Annotated in this window: 21 protein-coding genes; 2 read left to right on the top strand and 19 right to left on the bottom strand. The window is 66.1% G+C overall.

All coding sequences use genetic code 11. The features are described from left to right. Positions 1–10: 10 nt before the first annotated feature. The 13 genes from ACO06X_RS09935 to ACO06X_RS09875 all read right to left on the bottom strand — a co-directional run bounded on the left by ACO06X_RS09935 (position 11) and on the right by ACO06X_RS09875 (position 8020). Positions 11–589 carry a tail tape measure protein gene (locus tag ACO06X_RS09935; RefSeq protein ID WP_421839753.1) on the bottom strand — a complete coding sequence of 193 codons (579 nt, stop codon included), beginning with the start codon at positions 587–589 and terminating at the stop codon, positions 11–13. Beyond that, positions 582–791, bottom strand: coding sequence for a phage tail assembly chaperone (locus ACO06X_RS09930; RefSeq protein ID WP_298174095.1), 210 nt, complete (start codon positions 789–791; stop codon positions 582–584). Before ACO06X_RS09930 ends, ACO06X_RS09935 begins: the two co-directional genes overlap by 8 nt. Further along, positions 788–1120 (bottom strand): gene transfer agent family protein, encoded by a 333-nt coding sequence (locus ACO06X_RS09925; protein ID WP_421839752.1) that lies wholly within the window; start codon positions 1118–1120, stop codon positions 788–790. Before ACO06X_RS09925 ends, ACO06X_RS09930 begins: the two co-directional genes overlap by 4 nt. Then, on the bottom strand, positions 1117–1524 hold the full coding sequence (locus ACO06X_RS09920) for a phage major tail protein, TP901-1 family (protein ID WP_421839751.1): 408 nt from the start codon (positions 1522–1524) through the stop codon (positions 1117–1119). Before ACO06X_RS09920 ends, ACO06X_RS09925 begins: the two co-directional genes overlap by 4 nt. A 54-nt stretch (positions 1525–1578) precedes the next feature. Further along, positions 1579–1974: a DUF3168 domain-containing protein gene (locus ACO06X_RS09915; protein WP_298174090.1), complete on the bottom strand. Its 396-nt coding sequence runs from the start codon at positions 1972–1974 to the stop codon at positions 1579–1581. A gap of 12 nt (positions 1975–1986) precedes the next feature. Further along, positions 1987–2136 carry a hypothetical protein gene (locus ACO06X_RS09910; RefSeq protein ID WP_421839750.1) on the bottom strand — a complete coding sequence of 50 codons (150 nt, stop codon included), beginning with the start codon at positions 2134–2136 and terminating at the stop codon, positions 1987–1989. Beyond that, positions 2133–2681, bottom strand: coding sequence for a head-tail connector protein (locus ACO06X_RS09905; protein ID WP_421839749.1), 549 nt, complete (start codon positions 2679–2681; stop codon positions 2133–2135). Before ACO06X_RS09905 ends, ACO06X_RS09910 begins: the two co-directional genes overlap by 4 nt. A gap of 171 nt (positions 2682–2852) precedes the next feature. Then, positions 2853–4034, bottom strand: coding sequence for a phage major capsid protein (locus ACO06X_RS09900; protein WP_421839748.1), 1182 nt, complete (start codon positions 4032–4034; stop codon positions 2853–2855). 106 nt (positions 4035–4140) lie between these two features. Beyond that, positions 4141–4599 (bottom strand): HK97 family phage prohead protease, encoded by a 459-nt coding sequence (locus ACO06X_RS09895; RefSeq protein ID WP_421839747.1) that lies wholly within the window; start codon positions 4597–4599, stop codon positions 4141–4143. Next, positions 4596–4904, bottom strand: a complete 309-nt coding sequence (locus ACO06X_RS09890) for a DUF6127 family protein (RefSeq protein WP_421839746.1) — start codon at positions 4902–4904, stop codon at positions 4596–4598. Before ACO06X_RS09890 ends, ACO06X_RS09895 begins: the two co-directional genes overlap by 4 nt. Further along, positions 4901–6064 carry a phage portal protein gene (locus tag ACO06X_RS09885; RefSeq protein WP_421839745.1) on the bottom strand — a complete coding sequence of 388 codons (1164 nt, stop codon included), beginning with the start codon at positions 6062–6064 and terminating at the stop codon, positions 4901–4903. The genes ACO06X_RS09890 and ACO06X_RS09885 overlap by 4 nt, the downstream gene beginning before the upstream one ends. 97 nt (positions 6065–6161) lie before the next feature. Beyond that, positions 6162–7493 (bottom strand): DNA-packaging protein, encoded by a 1332-nt coding sequence (locus tag ACO06X_RS09880; RefSeq protein WP_421839744.1) that lies wholly within the window; start codon positions 7491–7493, stop codon positions 6162–6164. Then, positions 7490–8020: a hypothetical protein gene (locus ACO06X_RS09875; RefSeq protein WP_298174074.1), complete on the bottom strand. Its 531-nt coding sequence runs from the start codon at positions 8018–8020 to the stop codon at positions 7490–7492. Before ACO06X_RS09875 ends, ACO06X_RS09880 begins: the two co-directional genes overlap by 4 nt. 265 nt (positions 8021–8285) lie before the next feature. Between ACO06X_RS09875 and ACO06X_RS09870 the strand changes: the two genes are divergently transcribed. Beyond that, positions 8286–8930, top strand: coding sequence for a YqaA family protein (locus ACO06X_RS09870; RefSeq protein ID WP_421839743.1), 645 nt, complete (start codon positions 8286–8288; stop codon positions 8928–8930). Positions 8931–9000: 70 nt separating this feature from the next. On the opposite strand, the gene ACO06X_RS09865 is transcribed toward ACO06X_RS09870, so the two are convergent. From ACO06X_RS09865 to lgt, 6 genes are all read right to left on the bottom strand, one after another. Then, positions 9001–9537 carry an adenine phosphoribosyltransferase gene (locus ACO06X_RS09865; RefSeq protein WP_421839742.1) on the bottom strand — a complete coding sequence of 179 codons (537 nt, stop codon included), beginning with the start codon at positions 9535–9537 and terminating at the stop codon, positions 9001–9003. A 108-nt stretch (positions 9538–9645) separates the two neighbouring features. After that, positions 9646–10482 (bottom strand): cytochrome c1, encoded by an 837-nt coding sequence (locus ACO06X_RS09860; protein ID WP_421839741.1) that lies wholly within the window; start codon positions 10480–10482, stop codon positions 9646–9648. Between the two features lie 34 nt (positions 10483–10516). Then, positions 10517–11809, bottom strand: coding sequence for a cytochrome b (locus ACO06X_RS09855; protein WP_421839740.1), 1293 nt, complete (start codon positions 11807–11809; stop codon positions 10517–10519). Positions 11810–11820: 11 nt separating this feature from the next. After that, positions 11821–12384, bottom strand: a complete 564-nt coding sequence (gene petA / locus ACO06X_RS09850; protein WP_421839739.1) for a ubiquinol-cytochrome c reductase iron-sulfur subunit — start codon at positions 12382–12384, stop codon at positions 11821–11823. A gap of 278 nt (positions 12385–12662) precedes the next feature. Continuing rightward, positions 12663–13778 (bottom strand): class I SAM-dependent methyltransferase, encoded by a 1116-nt coding sequence (locus ACO06X_RS09845; protein ID WP_421839738.1) that lies wholly within the window; start codon positions 13776–13778, stop codon positions 12663–12665. Between the two features lie 21 nt (positions 13779–13799). Then, positions 13800–14717: a prolipoprotein diacylglyceryl transferase gene (lgt, locus tag ACO06X_RS09840; RefSeq protein WP_421839737.1), complete on the bottom strand. Its 918-nt coding sequence runs from the start codon at positions 14715–14717 to the stop codon at positions 13800–13802. A gap of 201 nt (positions 14718–14918) precedes the next feature. Here lgt and ACO06X_RS09835 point away from each other — a divergent pair, with 201 nt between their 5' ends. Beyond that, positions 14919–16634: a class I adenylate-forming enzyme family protein gene (locus tag ACO06X_RS09835; RefSeq protein WP_421839736.1), complete on the top strand. Its 1716-nt coding sequence runs from the start codon at positions 14919–14921 to the stop codon at positions 16632–16634. Positions 16635–16640 lie beyond the last annotated feature (6 nt).

Genomic DNA, 16640 nt, shown 5'->3' with positions numbered 1-16640 from the left:
TCGTTCCTTCTCAGTATTCGCTCAGGGCGCGGCGCACCGCCTGCGCCACCTGTCGGCTGGAGCGGCGCAGGCTTTCCGGGCTGCTGCTGCCTGCGGGCGCGACCACCTTGATCGAGACGTTGACAGCCCGCCCGCCGCCGCCGCTGCCAGGGTCGATCTGTCCGGCCGATGTCGGCACGAACAGCTCCGGCCCGCGCTCGCCGACGAGGTATGGTCGTCCCGGCGCGACCGGTCCGCCGGTCGCTCGGCCCGGCAACCCGAAGATCGAGCTGATCAGGCCGCCAAGGCCGAGGATCCCGCCGCCAAGGCCGCTGCCTCCCGAACTCCCGAGCCCGATCGAGGCCAGGCCGCCGCGCAGGGCTTGTGCCGCAATGTCGTCGAGCACCCGGAGACCGGTGCGGCGCAAGTCCTCGAAGCCAAGGCTTCCGCGCCGCACGGCGCTCAGCAGCCCGCGCTCCAGCACGTCGCTGCCTCGGCTGAATCCATCGACCAGGATCGAATCGAAGCTGTTGCGCATCTGGCCAATGTCGGCGGCAAACCCGTCGGTGCTGGCCCGCACGTCGACGACCAGCGTAGAAAGACTATCCATGCGCGTCGCGCTCCATCATTGCAGACAGGGTGGTGCGGTCGATGCCGCCCGCCGGCGGCGGCGCTGCGGCCATGACAACCGCCGCAAGTTCGGCTGGGGTGGCGGACCAGAAGGTATCCGGCGCCCAGCCGATCAGCAGCGCCGCCTGGCCCGAAAGCCGTGTCGCTGCCTCGCCGAAGCGGGCTTCGGCCTTGGCGCTCATCCGCCGCCCTTCAGCACTTGCACGAGCAGGCTGCGCAGCGCCGGTGCGCAGGCAGAGAGGCCGGCGCGGGTTACCGCCTCGGCAAAGTCCTCGCGGCTCTGTGCGGAAGGATGCGCCAGGCAATGCCAGAACAGCGCCACCATCTCGCCCAGCTTCAGCTCGCCACCGCTCGCGCGCTCGACAAGCCCAAACAGCGGCCCAAGCTCCTCTTCGGCGGCCACAAGGGCCCCGAAAGTCGGGCGCAGCACATGCGTCACGCCGTCCAGCGGCAGGCCAGCCTCGCCGCGATGCGGATTGGCGGTCACGGGTGTCTTCGGTGCGCCGCTCATACCTGCACCACCACGCCCGAGCTTTCGAGCGACAGCGTGTAATTGCGCTCACCGTTGAAATCGCCGGAGTAATCCAGCTTCTGGACAAGGAACTTGCCGTGCATCTTCTCGCCGCCCTCGAACGAAAGCTCGTAGTCGGTGATGGTGCCGGCCAGCGCATTGCCGCGAACCTGGCTCTCGGCGGCGCTGCCAAGGAAGATTCCGGCTGCACTCACGCTCACCGATCGCGTTCCCGCGCCGGAAAGCAGCTCGCGCCAGCCACCCGAATCCTTGCTGGTCACCACCACCAGTTCGCCGTTGATCGACATCTGCGTCGTGCGCAGCCCGGCCACGGTGTTGTAGGTCGGCGTCGCAGCGCCATCGCTGATCTTCAGCAGAAAGGCGCTTCCCTTCTGTGCGGGCATTTCGGTTCTCCTGATTGAGAGTTAGGCATCACATTCGAATGGCGGGGCCTGCGGTCAGGCGGCCAGCACTCGCGCCCGATATTCGAGCACCAGCGAGCGCAGCGCCTCGCCGCGCTGTTCGGCACGGGCCTTGAGGAACGTCAGGCTGGCGATCCGGAATCCGGCTGCGCTCTGGTCGGCAGGCAGGCTTTCCATCCGCGCTTCGATGGCGCCGATCAGATCGGTCTCCGCCAGTTGCGCATAGCCGCGGTAGTTGAGCTCGAGCGCCACGCGGATTTCGCGTCCACGCAGGCTCTTGTTGCTCCAGTCGGTGCTCGCGCTCGCTGTCAGCGCCAGCCATGGCAGCGCGGTCTTGATCGGCGCTTCCTCGACAATCGCGTTCAGTCCGTCCGCCAGCGTCGGATCAGCGGCGAGCCAGGCAATAACTGCGGCACGAAAAGCCAGTTCCATTGCTTACTCCTGTCACAGCAAGGGCCACAGCCACCGCGCGGACCGCCAGTTGGCCGTGTTGTCCGGTGCGGGGCGGCTGGCGGCCCGGGCTTCGGCGATGCGGCGGGCGGCGGCGATCAGATGCTGCTGCACCTGGGCAAAGTTGCTGCCGGTTCCGCTCATGCGATGCGCATCCGCCGCCAGGGCCGCCACAGCGCCGCAACCGAAGCAGGCGGCCCGGCCATCGCCTTGTCATTGTCCCGCGTGCGGTGCTGGTAGGCGGCCCAGCGCACCATGCCCTGCCGGATTGCATCGGGCAGCGTGTCCCACCCTTCTGCCATCCCGGCGGTGAACTTCACGGCAACGCGGGTCTGCTCGATCGGTCGCGCCAGTCGCATGCGCCCGGTGCCTTCGGCGTCGATGTCGATATCGTAGTCGGTCGCCGCCAGCGCAGATCGGGTGCCATCCGCCGCAATCTCCAGCACGCCGGTGATCGCCTTGATTGGCCGGGTCGCCAGCGATTGCCAGTCACCGCAAGCCTGCAGCACTTCCTCGCAGCCTGATACCAGCGGCATCGTGCCGATAAATCCTTCGCACAGCTCCAGCGCGGTCTTGATCAGACCTGTCAGCTCCGCGTCATCGCGGGTCGTGCTGATGCCAAGCCATGCCTTGAGTTCGGCGAGCGCCGTCGGTGCCAGTGTCGGCGGCGCGGTTATTGCCCGCTTCATGGCAATCTCCGGTGTTCGGGGGATGGAAACATCCAGGGCAGGAAAAGGGGGCGTCCGCGGCGTGAGGGGAGCCGCCGCGGACGCGGGGCCGGCGCGACAGGGGATTTCGCGCCAGCCCTCAACCGTTCAGGCCTCAACCAGTCAGGCCTCAACTAGTCAGGCCGGCCTCGTTCAGGTCGAGATCTTGAGCAGCTTGATCGCGTCGCTATCGAGCAGCTGGCCACCGACGCGGCGCGTCGCATAGAACTGCACGTAGGGCTTGTTGGTGTAGGGATCGCGCAGGATCGTCGTCGCAGTGCGTTCGGCGATGAGGTATCCGGCCTTGAAGTTGCCGAACGCGATCGGGAAGCTGCCCGCAGCGATATCGGGCATGTCTTCGGCCTCGATCACCGGATAGCCCAGCAGCCGGCTCGGCTGGCCGTCAACGATGCCCGCCTGCCACAGGAACGAGCCATCGGCCGCCTTGAACTTGCGTACCGTCGCCAGCGTTGCCGAATTCATCATCCACACCGCGCCCTGCCGCAGCGCGGCCTTCATCGCGAAGACCATGTCGATCAGCTTCGCTTCCGGCGTCGGGTCAAACGCATTGGCATTGCCTGATGCGATGAACTGCAACGTGCCGAAAGCCCGCGCCGTATCGCTCTGCGCAGCGGTCGGCCCGGTCAGGAAGCCGCGCGGCTGATTGGTACCGGTGCCGTTGATGAAGGCGGCGCCTTCGGCACGGGCGAACTCGCTGGCAATTTCGCCAGCCAGCCAGGTGCTCACATCGAACGCGGCATCGTCGAGCATCTGCTGCGTGGCCGAGGGATTGGCGTAGAGCTCACCCAACGGCGGCACAATCTCGGCGAACTTGGGGCTTGCCGTCTCGGTACGCGCGCCGGTTTCGCTGGCCCAGCCGGAAGCCGTACCGCCGATCGAGATCAGGCGGCGGAAGCCGCTGGTGCTGGTCTGCACCACATTGGCCACGCTGCGCACCGGGCTCATCTTGAGCAGGCGGCGCGCGATCTCGGTATCGATCGCACGCGGAACGGTGAAGCCGCCATCCGCCGGCGAAGCGATCGAGAAGCCCTTGAGCTCGGTCTCCCGGCCCATGCGCAGATAGCCATCGACAAAGCCCTTGAGCTCCGGCGAAGCGTCCAGCGCGCCGTCCGCCGCGCTGCCGATGACCGGCCGCACCGCGGCCCGGTTCACCTTGTCGAGCCGGCCCTTCACTTCGGCAATGTCGCCGCGCAGCGCCTCGATTGCAGCGGCGGCCTCATCCTGCCGCAGCGCGATGTCGAACGACGCATCGAGCGCGTCGGCCTTGGTTTCGATTGTGCCGCTCATGGCGCTTTCGGGGGTGTTGATGTCCATGGAACCGAACGTCCTTTCTTGATGGCGGCCGTCATTGCGGGGCCTCACGCTCCGCGGCGGCCGTTTCGGGGTTCACGAAAATGTTGGGGTTACGAAGACTTGGAGGTTACGCCGGCGCCAATTGGCCGCCATTGCTGTCGACATAGTGGACCCGGGCCAATTGCTGCATGGGCCGTGTCACCAGGCTGACTTCGATCAGGTCGATGCTGCGCAGTTCGCGCCCGCTGCCCTGCGGTGCGGCATCGCGCACCCGATATCCGAACGAGAGACCATTCACCGCGCCTGTCGCCAGAGCCTTGGCGGCGGGGCCTGCACCGGGCGAAAGCGAGGCGATCACGCGCAGGCCGTGCCGGTCTTCCTCGGCAAGATCGACCCAGCCGATCCGCTGGCCGGTGCGGTGCTGCCATAGCAAGGGCAGCCGCACGCCCGCCTCCTTGCGCGCCGCCAGCGTCTCGGCAAATGCGCCCGGCAGGATCACATCGCCGCCGCTGTCGCGCTTGCCGAAGACGGCGGCGTAACCTGCAAAGCGAAGGGCCGGAGGCGCCGGCTCCGCTGCGCCGCTCATCGCAGCACATCCTCGGATCCGAGCCGCACCGCGATGCCCAGCAGCAGCAGCGCGAGCATCCCGCGCACCACCCAGCCGACCACGGCCTTCCAGGCGCTCGCCTTCGCGTCCCGCCACGCCCGCAACAGCTCGCGCAGTTCGGCCAGGTCCTCATGCGCGGTTTCGTCGGCAAGGCCCATCTGCTCGAGCGCCCGCGCGGCACCCAGCTCGCTTGCTTCTTCGACCACGGCCCTGAGCGTGATCAGTTCAGAGCCTTCGCTCCCGGCCTGCGCCAGCAGCCCGGCCAGCATGTCCTCGCGTCTCATGCCAGCTTCTCCGCAAGGCCGAGCATCTGCCGCTTCTCGGCAGGTGTCAGGAAATCCGCCGCCGTCACCTGCGACCACAGTGCCTGCCGGTCCTCGGCCAGCGCCGGCACCCGATCGAGTTCGACCGCCAGCCGCGCATCCGCGAACCAGGGCGCCAGCCCTTCCGCGAGCGCGTCGAGGATCTTGCCCGCCAGCGGCAACAGCGTGAGCCGCCACAGCGCGCGATTGGCCTCGCGGTAATTGGCGTACGTGTTATCGCCCGGCAGCCCGAGCAGCATCGGCGGCACGCCGAAGGCGAGTGCGATGTCCCGCGCCGCCGCTGCCTTCAGCGTGGCAAAATCCATGTCCGCCGGGCTCAGCGCCAGCGTCTGCCATTTCAGCCCGCCTTCCAGCAGCATGGGGCGTCCGGCATTGGTTTCGCCCGAAAACGCTGCCGCCAGCTCGGTCTTGATCCGCTCGAACTGGTCGGCGCTCAGCGCAGCACCCGGCTCGCCGGGATCATAGACCAGCGCACCGGAAGGCCGTGCCGCGTTTTCCAGCAGCGCCCGGTTCCACCGCGCGGCGGCATTGTGGATCGCCACGGCCTCGTCCGCTGCCTCCAGGCAGCCTGCGCCATAGTGGTCGTCTGAGGGGTGATAGGCGCGGATGTGTATGAGGTTGGGCTGGCCGAACTCGTCCACCGCATCGATTTGCAGCGTCGTCTCGCCCAGTGTGTAAGTGAACGCCGCCGGCCAGCCCTTGCTGTCGGGCACGATCCGCACCCGCTCTGGGCGCAGTGCAAAGAGCTCGGCGGGCTGGCCATCGGCATCGCGCAGCACTTGCACATAGCCGTTGCCGTGCAACAGCAGCTGGCTCGCCAGCGTCTCGAGCAGCGCCTGCCCCGCGCTGGTCGCGCTGACCAGCCTGACCAGCTCCGGGTCGGATGCAGAAAGCGGCGCGCTGCCCACACCCTCGGCCACCAGCCGCACGGCGCGCTGCGCAACCGGGTTCTTCAGATAGGCTTCGCGGATTGCGGCCGGGTAGTTGAGCGGCCCTCGCGCCTCGCCGCCGCGCCATTGAAACGCCTCGGCCCAGGGGGAAATGAACCCGCGTGCCAAAGGCGCACGGTCGGTTACTGCGGCGCCCTTGAAGGCCGCCGCGAGGCTTTGCAAAATCGACATGTCCAGCCTTTCAAAACGCTCGAAGCGATGATCTCCCCTCCGGCATGCGGGAGGGGCTGGGGGAGGGCGTGCTCCCCCCAATTCGGGCACCAGTCCCTCAATCAATCCAGATGCGCGGCTCTCCAGCGCGGCCGAGCATCAGCTCGGTCAGCGCCCAGACACAGGCGTCGGCCCGGTCCGGTGATCGGCCGGGGCCCTGATAGGTTCCGCCCGGTAGTAGACCGCACAGTTCGTCCTCCAGCCGCGCGAAGAATCCGGCATGGCGCACCCGCCCGGCTTCATAGAGCGCCGCGACAGGTTCGGCCCGCGCGGTTTTCCCCCGCGTTGCATGCACCAGCCGCAGCGGCAGCATGGCATTCGCCGCCCGCAGCACGGCGCCCACCATCGCGCCGCCCTGGTTGGCCTCGGCCACCACGCGGTCGGCAGACCACGCTCGTGCCGTTTCGGCCACCGCGCGGGCCCAGCGCTCCGGGCTGGCTTTCTCGACCGATGCGTCTGCCAGCACGCGCGCCACACCGTCGTCGCCCAGCCCGCAAACCACGATCCCGCAGGCGTCGCCTTCGGCACTGGCCGGCGGATCGACCCCCACGATCACGCGCGTCATCGCCGGAACCGCGCCGGTGTCGCGGCAAGTCTCGATCAGCCCGCGCGTCCACAGCGCGCCGGGCAGATCATCGATCAGCTCACCGTCCAATTCCTGCCGCCCCAGCAGCGTCCCGCCAAATTCGCGCGTCACATCGGCAATGAACCGACCCGGCAGGTTGGCCTCATTCTCCAGCGTCGATCCGCGTGTCAGCACGACATCGTCGTCCATGCCGACCTGCGCCACCAGCCGCCTGACCAGCGGCACCGCACGCGGTGTCGTCGTCGCCACGATCTGCGGTGCGCTCCCCAGTCGCAGGCCCAGCATCAGGTTGTCCCAGCACCGCCGGGCTTGCCCCTGGTTGTCGTCCCACTTGGCAATTTCGTCGCACCAGGCGTGGCTATGCTGCGGCCCGCGCAAGGCCTCGGCTTCCGCCGCCGAGTAAAGCAGCGCCTGCGCGCCGCCGGGCCACACGATCCGGCGCAGCGATGGCTCATAGCGCGGCCTCAGGTGCGGCGGGCTCACGGCCATCAGCCCGCTCTCACCCTCCACCATCACGCTGCGCGCTTCGTGCAACGAGGAAGCCACCAGCGCGATCCGTGCGGAATGGTCGCCTTCGGCCACCATCCGCACCCATTCCGCCCCGGCGCGCGTCTTGCCGAACCCGCGCCCCGCCATGATCAGCCACACCCGCCAGTCGCCCGGCGGCGGCAGCTGCGAGGCGCGGGCCCACAGCGACCAGTCCGCCAGCACCGCATTTCGTTCGCTCTCGCTGAGCCAATCCGGCAGCGCATGGGCCAGTCGGTCCTCGTCATGGCGCAGAAAGTCCAGCCGGTCGGACCTCACGCGGGATCCTGCGGCTTGGGCAGGATCCCGGCGGCTAGCGCCGCAGCCTCGCGCTGTGCCTTGGCCTCCATCACCCGGCGCCGCAGTTCATCGACCTTGCGATCGATCGCGGCCCGGATTTCCTCAGCGCTCGTATGCTGGCGCTGCGCACGTTCGCGCGTGGTCGATTCGCGGTGCGCGGCCAGCAGGCGGAACGCCGTGGCATTGTCGAACGTCCGGTTGCCTTTCTTGGCGCCGGCGGCAGGCTTCACTTCGCCGGTGCGGAGCCGGCAGAGCAGCTCCATCTCGAGGTTGTCGTAGCCTTCGCAGAGCGCCACCTGCCACTCGCGGTTGAATTCGTGATTATGCCGCCGGCGGTTGTAGGCGGTCGAAACATCGATGGAAGCCGCGCGGGCGGCCGCAGCGACGTTCGAGGTATCCGCAAGCGCGGCGAGGAAGACGCCTGCCCACTTGGGTGTGCTGTCCGATCTGGCACGACGCGCAGGGGCGGCGGTGCGCGGCTTCGGCGCATTGGGTCGCTGGGCCATGAGGTTTCCGTCGCTGGGGGAGGGGGAGCACCGACCGGTCCGCTGCCGGGGCGGCGACTCGGTCTTTCGCGATGTTCCTGTTATGTACTCAAACAGCGTGACGATGTCAAGGAATTTGTACCTATATGGTTAAGCGCTGCGCCCCCTAGCACTTTGGCGCGTGCTCGCTTAGGGAATGTTTGGATTGCGTTGCTAGGGAACGGCCGCGGGACTTGTCCCGATTCTGCCCGCAGGCGCACGTTTGATCAGTCGAGTACCCAGCCCAATGCTTCGCAGCCTTTATAACTGGACCTTGGCCAAGGCCACGCACCCGCTTGCCGAAGTGTGGCTGGCGTTGTTCTCTGCCATGGAAGCCAGCTTCTTCCCTGTGCCGCCGCACCCTCTGCTCGGGGTCATGTGCCTTGCCGAACCGAAGAAGGCCGTGCGTTTCTCCGCGATCGCCACGGCCGGGTCCGTGCTTGGCGGCCTGTTGGGCTATGCGATCGGCTATTTCCTCTTCGCCAGCGTCGGCAAGCAGCTGCTCGAAATGCTCCACCTGGCCGAAAGCTTTCCGCAGGCAGCCTGCTATCTGCGTGCCCACGGCTGGGAAATCATCATCGTCAAGGGTGTCTTGCCGATACCGTTCAAGCTGATCACGATCAGCGCCGGTTTCATCAAGATGTCGTTGGTGACGTTCCTTTTCGCCAGCATCATCAGCCGTTCGATCAGCTTCATGATCGTCGGGGGGCTGTTCCAGCTGTTCGGCGCCCCGATCAAGCGCGTGATCGACAAGTACCTTGGGCTTGTCACGATCGGCTTTGTGGTTTTTGTCGTCGGCGGATTCGTGCTTGCCGGCATGCTGACCGGCGGCAGCGGCGGGACCGATCCTGATGCTGTCCGCTGCGCCACGGCTACGCTCGCCAACTTCTGATCGGGTCGCCCTCAGGCTCTCGCCCGATGCGGGCGGGGCGCAGATCCTGTAAAACAGCCTTGCCTGGGCGTCAGTGCCCCGGGAAATCCATCAGGGCTTCCACGGTCACGCCGGCGCCCCGTAGCCGCTCCGCACCGTGCAAGTCCGGCAAGTCGATCACGAACAGCGCATGGTCCACCCGCGCTCCTGCGCCGCGCAGCAGCTCGGTCGCTGCCAGAGCGGTTCCTCCGGTGGCGATGAGGTCGTCGACGATCACAACCCTCGCTCCCTTCTCGATTGCGCCCGGATCGATCTCCAGTCGGTCCCGGCCGTATTCCAGCGCATAGTCGATTCCCACGGTGCGCACCGGCAGCTTGCCCGGCTTGCGCACTGGCACGAAGCCAAGCCGCATGTGTGCCGCCACCGCCGCGCCGAAGATGAAGCCGCGCGCTTCCATACCGGCGATCACCTCTGCCCCGGCTGCCGCCGCCATCCGCGCCAGATGTGCGATGCAGGCGGCAAATCCATCACCGTGGCTGATGAGCGTTGTTACGTCGCGAAACAGGATTCCCTTCGCAGGGAAGTCGGGCACCGTGCGCACAAGCGCCTTGATATCGTCCTCGGTCATGGCGTGCCCTCCATAGCCATGCCGACAAAAAAGGCCACCGTTGCCGGTGGCCTTTGTTTGTTACCCTGATCGGAAAGATCAGTGCCGGAAAGCTTAGTGCCGGAAGGCTTAGTGCTTGTCAGCCCAGACGTTCCGCTTGGCAAGGTAGGCAAGCACTGTGGCAGCCAGCAGGAAGCCCAGCACCGGCCAGCCCGTCTGCTTGCGCTTGTCGAGCTTCGGTTCGGCGGTCCAGGTCAGGAACGCCGAGACGTCCATCGCCATCTGGTCGACCGTGGCAGCCCTGCCGTCGCTGTATGTCACCTGTCCGTCGCTCACCAGCGGGGCCGGCATCGCAAGGTTCAGGTTGGCGAAGTAGGGGTTGAAATACAGCCCATCGGGCGTCTTCGCATCCGGGAACATCTTGAGAAGTTCCTGGCCCGCTTCATTCTTGTAGCCAGCCTGGTCGACATAGCCCGTCAGCAGCGAGTGGATGTACTGCGCACCGCCGTGACGCGACTTCGCGACGAGCGAGAGATCCGGCGGCACGCCCTGACCGGCGTAGTAAACCGGCGGGAAGTGGTCCGAAGGCAGGTTCGGACGGTCACCGCGGTCACCGGTCTTGGGATCGAAAGTCTGGGCCTTGTTGCCCCAGTTCTTCGCGATCGCCTTCACTTCGGCCTCGTTGTAGCCCAGCTGGGTCAGGTCGCGGAACGCCACCTGCTTCAGGCTGTGGCAGTTCGAGCAGACTTCCTGATAAACCTTGAAGCCGCGCTGAAGCTGCGCCTTGTCGTAAGTGCCGAAGGCGCTGTCGAACGAGAACGCGACTTCCTTCGGATGCTTGTGGAACAGCGCTTCCGCGGTGGGCGGAGAGGGCTGGGTCACCGCGTTGTAGGCGCCGTTTCCGAACGACCAGAGCAGCGCGACTGCGAAGAAGAGGCCAACGAGCGGGCCAAATAGACGGACCATGAGGTTTCCCTTTGGATGTGCCGGGTTGGCAGGCTCAGGCGACAGCCGGGGTTGCAGGAGAGAGGGCGGCGTGTTCGTCCTTGCCCAGCACGGCCTCGGTGATCGAGAACGGCAGCGGCTGCGGCTTTTCGATCGACGAGACGACCGGCAGGATCACGAGGAAGTGCAGGAAGTAGTACATCGACGCGATCTGCGAGATCATCACGTAGGGTTCTGCCGCCGGTGCGCCGCCGCAGTAGCCCAGCACCAGCACATCGACGACGAGCAGGTAGAAGAACTTGCGGAACAGCGGACGATAATGGCCCGAACGGACCGGGCTCGTGTCGAGCCAGGGCAGGAAGAACCACACCAGGATCGCGCTGAACATCGCGAGGACGCCCATCAGCTTCGCCGGGATGAACATGAAGTCCGAGGTGAAGGCGCGCAGGATCGCGTAGAACGGCCAGAAGTACCATTCAGGAACGATGTGCGCCGGGGTCGAGAGCGGGTTCGCCGGGATGTAGTTGTCCGGATGGCCCAAGAGGTTCGGTGCGAAGAACACCAGCGCGCAGTAGAGCATCAGGAAGATGCCCAGGCCGAAGCCGTCCTTGGCGGTGTAGTAGGGGTGGAACGGCACGGTGTCCGATTCCTGCTTCACTTCAACGCCGGTCGGGTTCGACGAGCCCGGGATGTGCAGCGCCCAGACGTGCAGGATGATCACACCAAGGATCACGAAGGGCAGCAGGAAGTGCAGCGAGAAGAAGCGGTTGAGCGCGGCGTTGTCCGGTGCGAAACCGCCCAGCAGCCATTCTTGCAGCGGCGTGCCGATCAACGGGATCGCCGAGAACAGGCCGGTGATCACCTTGGCACCCCAGAAGCTCATCTGGCCCCAGGGAAGCACGTAACCCATGAAGGCGGTCGCCATCATGAGCAGGAAGATCACGACGCCAAGCAGCCAGATCATTTCGCGCGGGGCCTTGTACGAAGAGTAGAAGAAGCCGCGGAAGATGTGGGTGTAGACCACGATGAAGAACATGCTGGCGCCGTTGGCGTGCGCATAGCGCAGCATCCAGCCCCAGTTCACGTCGCGCATGATGTGCTCGACGCTGTCGAACGCCACGCCGGCATTCGCGGCGTAGTGCATGGCAAGAACAACGCCCGTCACGATCTGCAGAACCAGCGCAAAGCCGGCAAGAATGCCGAAGTTCCACATGTAGTTGAGGTTGCGCGGGACCGGATAACCGGCGCCTACGGCGTTGTAGACAAAGCGGGGGAGGGGAAGCCGGTTGTCAACCCACTGCATCAGCGGGTTGGTCGGCTTGTATTCGTTCGCCCAGGGAAAGCTCATCGTGTCAGTCCTCAGCCGATCTTCACGACAGTGTCGGAAGAGAATTCATGGGGGGGCACCTCAAGGTTCTTGGGTGCCGGGCCTTTGCGGATGCGGGCCGCGGTATCGTAGACCGAGCCGTGGCAGGGGCAGAAGTAGCCCCCGAACTCGCCCTTGACCTCACCCTCGCCGGCGCCGAGCGGCACGCAGCCCAGGTGAGTGCAGACGCCCATGGTGATCAGCCAGTTCGTCTTGCCGGCCGTCGTGCGCTTTTCCAGCGTCTCCGGATCGCGCAGGGTCGAAACGTCGACCGCGTCTGCCGCCTTGATTTCCTCGGGCGTCAGATTGCGGATGAAGACCGGCTGCTTGCGCCACACGGCCTTGATTGCCTGACCCGGCGCGATTGCCGAGATATCGATTTCGGTCGAGCTCTCGGCCAGCACGTCGGCCGAGGGCGCCATTTGCGAAATCAGCGGATAAAGCGCGGCGAGACCGCCGACGCCTGCGAAGCTCACCGCAGCGATATTGATGAAATCACGCCGCCGTACACCTTCGCCAGTCATGGTCGCTTCAGCGATGCTTGCTTGTTCAGCCATTGCCATTCCCTGCCTGCGCTGCCGCCGCCACGGATCGGGCGCGATAGCGTGTCCTAAAATGTCCCACACCGATCTGGCGGGAAAGTGCCCAAAGGGACGCTCGCCCAGCCATACCGCACCAGCCCCGCTAAACAGCGGGAGTCAGGTCCCCTTGGGCGCGCCTGATAGACGCAAAGGCGCTGCTTTGCCAACAAGCATTTTGCCGTGGGTGCAAGGCACCTAATCGCATTTTTAACAGTGACTTGAATGATTGTTGCAAGTCATTCGCAAGACCGGTCTCACGGCAGTGCAGCGGAGTCTCGATCGGTTGTGGCAGGGCTGACCCGGTTGAAGCCTGCCCCATCGGGCCATCCTGGCGCGGCAAGTCCCATCACCTTGAACAATGTGCCCATTTCCGCCGGCGCGGTCAGGCGGATCGTCGCGGCCTCGATCGCTTCCGCCGCATGTGGCGCCGCTCTCGCAAGGCTGCCCGCGCGCGCACCGATCCCGAGCGCGGCAAGCCATGCGCCCTGCCCGCTTGTCCCCAGCCAGCGCGCACCCGCCTGCTCGGCCACCTGCGCCACTGTGCCGAAGTCGACATGGGCGGTGAGGTCGGCTTCGCCAGGCTCGGCAAACACGTTCACCTTTTGATGGGCGCGCACGGCCTGCAAGGTGCTGCCCAGCTGCGGCTCGACATAGCCATAGTCGATGAACAGTGCCGCGCCGCCTTGTGAAGCAAGCCGACCGGCCACTTCCTGCACCACCGCTGCTGCTGCTGGGCATGTCTCCACGATGGCCCCTTCGCCAGCCTCGGCAAAACTGTCCGGCACCGCTGCATCCATCGGCCGCGTCCCTGCGACCGGGATGAACGCCCCTGCTGCATTCAGCCCCACCATGCGCTCGCGCCAGCCACCCGCCGTTCGCACCAGTTGCCGCACCGGCAGCGCATCGAGGAATTCGTTGGCGACGAGCAGCAGCGGTCGGTCGGCCGGCAAAGTCGAAAGATCGTCATGCCACGCCGCACCGGGATGCGCCGCGCGCTGCAATCCCCGCAGCGCGGGGCTGGTTTCGACGAAATGGACTTCGGGGACGAGGCCGGCGCGGGATGCTGCGCGCAAGGCATCGCGCGCCAGCGTTCCGCGCCCGGGTCCCAGCTCCACATAGCATACCCCGTCGGGGCATCCGGCGCGCTGCCAGATATCTGCCAGCCACAATCCGATCAGCTCGCCGAACATCTGGCTGATCTCGGGAGCTGTCACGAAGTCCCCCGCCGTGCCGAAGGGATCGCGCGAGGCATAGTAGCGCGCATTGGCCTCGGCCATGTAGTGCGCGATGGAAATCGGCCCTGTCGCCGTAATCAGCCGCGCGAAAACCGCCGCCAGCCCGCCCGGCGCATCGCGCTCATCGCCCGTCATCGCAGCCGCTCCGCGCCGCGCTCAGGATACGACGGTCTGCCCCGCCGGCTGCCCGGTCGGCTGGATCGTCACCGCGAGCGGCGGGCTTACCAGCGCGCGAAACACAAAGCCCAGTCCGATCGCCATCATCGGCAGCGTCAGCCACTGACCCATCGAAAGCCCGCTGCGCAGCGCGAAATCGAGCAACTGCGCATCGGGCTCACGGTAGAATTCGACCGTGAAGCGGGCAAGCGCATAGCCCAGTCCGAACATCCCGACGAGCAGGCCCGGCCGCCAGCGCGCGCGGCTCCGCCAGAACAGAACGAACAGCACGAGGCCCAGCACCAGGCCTTCCAGCAGCGCTTCATAAAGCTGGCTCGGGTGGCGCGGCAGCGGGCCGGCGCCGGGGAAGACCATGACCCAGGGCATCTTCGAATCCGTCACGCGGCCCCACAGCTCGCCGTTCACGAAATTGGCGCAGCGTCCGAGAAACAGGCCCGGTGCCACGCAGACGGCGATGTAGTCGCATGTCCGCACGAAGTTCAGCCCGCCGCGCCATGCAACCCAGGCAATTGCCAGCACGGTGCCGATCAGCCCGCCATGGAAGCTCATGCCGCCCTCCCACAGGCGGATCAGCCGCGCCGGATCGGTCAGCAGTTCTGGGGCATAGAAGATGGCATAGCCCAGACGCCCGCCCAGGATGATGCCGAGCGTCGCATAGAAGAACAGGTCGTCCGCATGGCGCTGCGCCAGCGGCGCACCCGGCTGACGAATCATCCGGCCAAGCTGGAAATAGGCCAGCATGATCCCAACCAGATAGGCGAGGCTGTACCACTTGATTGCGAAGAACCCGAGGTCGATCGCGATCGGCGAGAGGCCAAGGCTCTCCCAATGCAGCGGCTGGTGACCTGCGCCGACAAGGGCTGGGGCTGCGGCTGCGGCGGCCGATAGTGACAGCAAGGGCCAAGCTCCCTAGAGTTTCAGTAACAACGAGGTTTGTAACAGAACGGTTTTGTTTTGTGCCACGGGCGACGCGGCCTTGCGCGGCCTTCTGGCACAGGGCAAACCCGGGACGCAAACCGAATAACAGGTTAAACCCCAGCGCGGTGTCCTTTCCAGGAAAGCAGGCGAACCGGGGCGGAGAGGAGTGATCATTTACCCATGTTGACCCAGCTTGATCGGGACCTTGCCCAAGTGATGGACGGGCTGACCGCCCCCGGCGGCATGCTCGCAACCACGCCGTTTCAGGCTTTCGGCCGCGATCTGCCGATGATCGCTTCGGCCCCGCCCACGCTGGGTGCCTATTTCACCCAGTTCTGCACCTTTCACGGTGCGCGTGAATACATCGTCGATGGCGATGTTCGGCTGACCTTCGCCCAGACGCTGGAAGCCGCGCGCATTGCCGCTGGCGGGCTTGTTGCCGGGCACGGTTTGCAGAAGGGCGACCGTATCGGCATCGCCGCGCGCAATTCGGCCAACTGGATCGTCGCCTACATGGCCGTGCTCATGGCAGGCGGCTGCGCAGTGCTGATCAACGGCTGGTGGCAGGGCGAGGAGATGGCCCACGGCATCGACATGGTCGGCTGCCGCATGATCATCGCCGATCACCAGCGCGCGCAGCGCCTCACCGGCATCACCCACGGCGCCGAGATCATCCCGCTCGTCCACGATTGCCTCCCCGCCGAAGGCCTTGCCGCGCTCACCGCCAAGGGCGGCGATGCCTCCACTCCGCTGCACGAAGTCGGGCCGGACGATCTCGCGACGATCCTCTTCACCTCGGGCTCCACAGGCGTGTCCAAGGGCGCCTATTCCAACCACCGCGGCGTCGTGCAGGGCACCTACAGCTACCTCGCGCAGAGCGTCATGGTGCTCAGCCTGATGACCGCGCGCGGCGAAGCACCGCCGGCGGGATCCCAGCCGATCGCACTCGTCAATGTGCCGCTGTTCCACGTTACCGGCGAAGTGCCGCTGATGCTTCAGTCCTACGCGCTTGGCCGCAAGCTGGTGCTCATGCCCAAGTGGGATGCCGTCACCGCGATGCAGCTGATCGAGCGCGAGAAGGTCACCTACTTCGTCGGCGTGCCGCTGATGAGCTACGAGATCGCCACGCACCCTGATCACGCCAAGTACGATCTCTCCACTTGTGTCACCTTCGCGGCCGGCGGCGCACCGCGCCCGGTCGAGCATGTCGACCGCATCCGCAAGGCCCTGCCGCACGCGTTCCCGATCCTCGGCTACGGCCTCACCGAAACCAACGGCGTCGGCTGCGGCAACTTCAACGAAAACTACATCGCCAAGCCGGGCAGCACCGGCACCGCGTCACGCCCGCTGGTGGATCTCGCCATCCTCGACGATTCCGGCAATCCCGTCCCGCAAGGTCAGCTCGGCGAAGTGGCGATCCGCAGCGTCGCCAACTTCCTCGGCTACTGGGACAACCCGGAAGCGACCGCGGCTGCGATCATGCCCGATGGCTACTTCCGTACCGGCGATCTCGGCTACCTCGATGCCGAGGGCTACCTCTTCATCGTCGATCGCAAGAAGGACATCATCATCCGCGGCGGCGAGAACATCGCTTGCATCGAGGTCGAAAACGCGATCTACGCGCACCCCGGCGTCGCCGAGGCAAGCGTGTTCGGCCTGCCGGACGAGCTTTATGGCGAAGTCCCGGTCGCGGTCTATCTTGCCAAGGAAGGCTGCACGGTGACTGACGACGACCTGCGTGCCTTCCTCGCCTCGCACATCGCCGCGTTCAAGATTCCGGTCCGCTTCTGGCAGGAGCATGAAGCACTGCCCCGGCTCGGCACTGAAAAGGTGGACAAACGCACCCTCAAGCAGCGTTACGGGGCGCAATGGCAAGAGACGCGCAAGGCCGGATAGGGTAGA

Origin of the sequence: Novosphingobium sp., from assembly GCF_965229225.1 — a bacterium.
Taxonomy (GTDB): Bacteria; Pseudomonadota; Alphaproteobacteria; order Sphingomonadales; family Sphingomonadaceae; genus Novosphingobium.
Note: the sequence above shows the minus strand (reverse complement) of the source record. Positions and strands in the feature narration are given on the sequence as shown.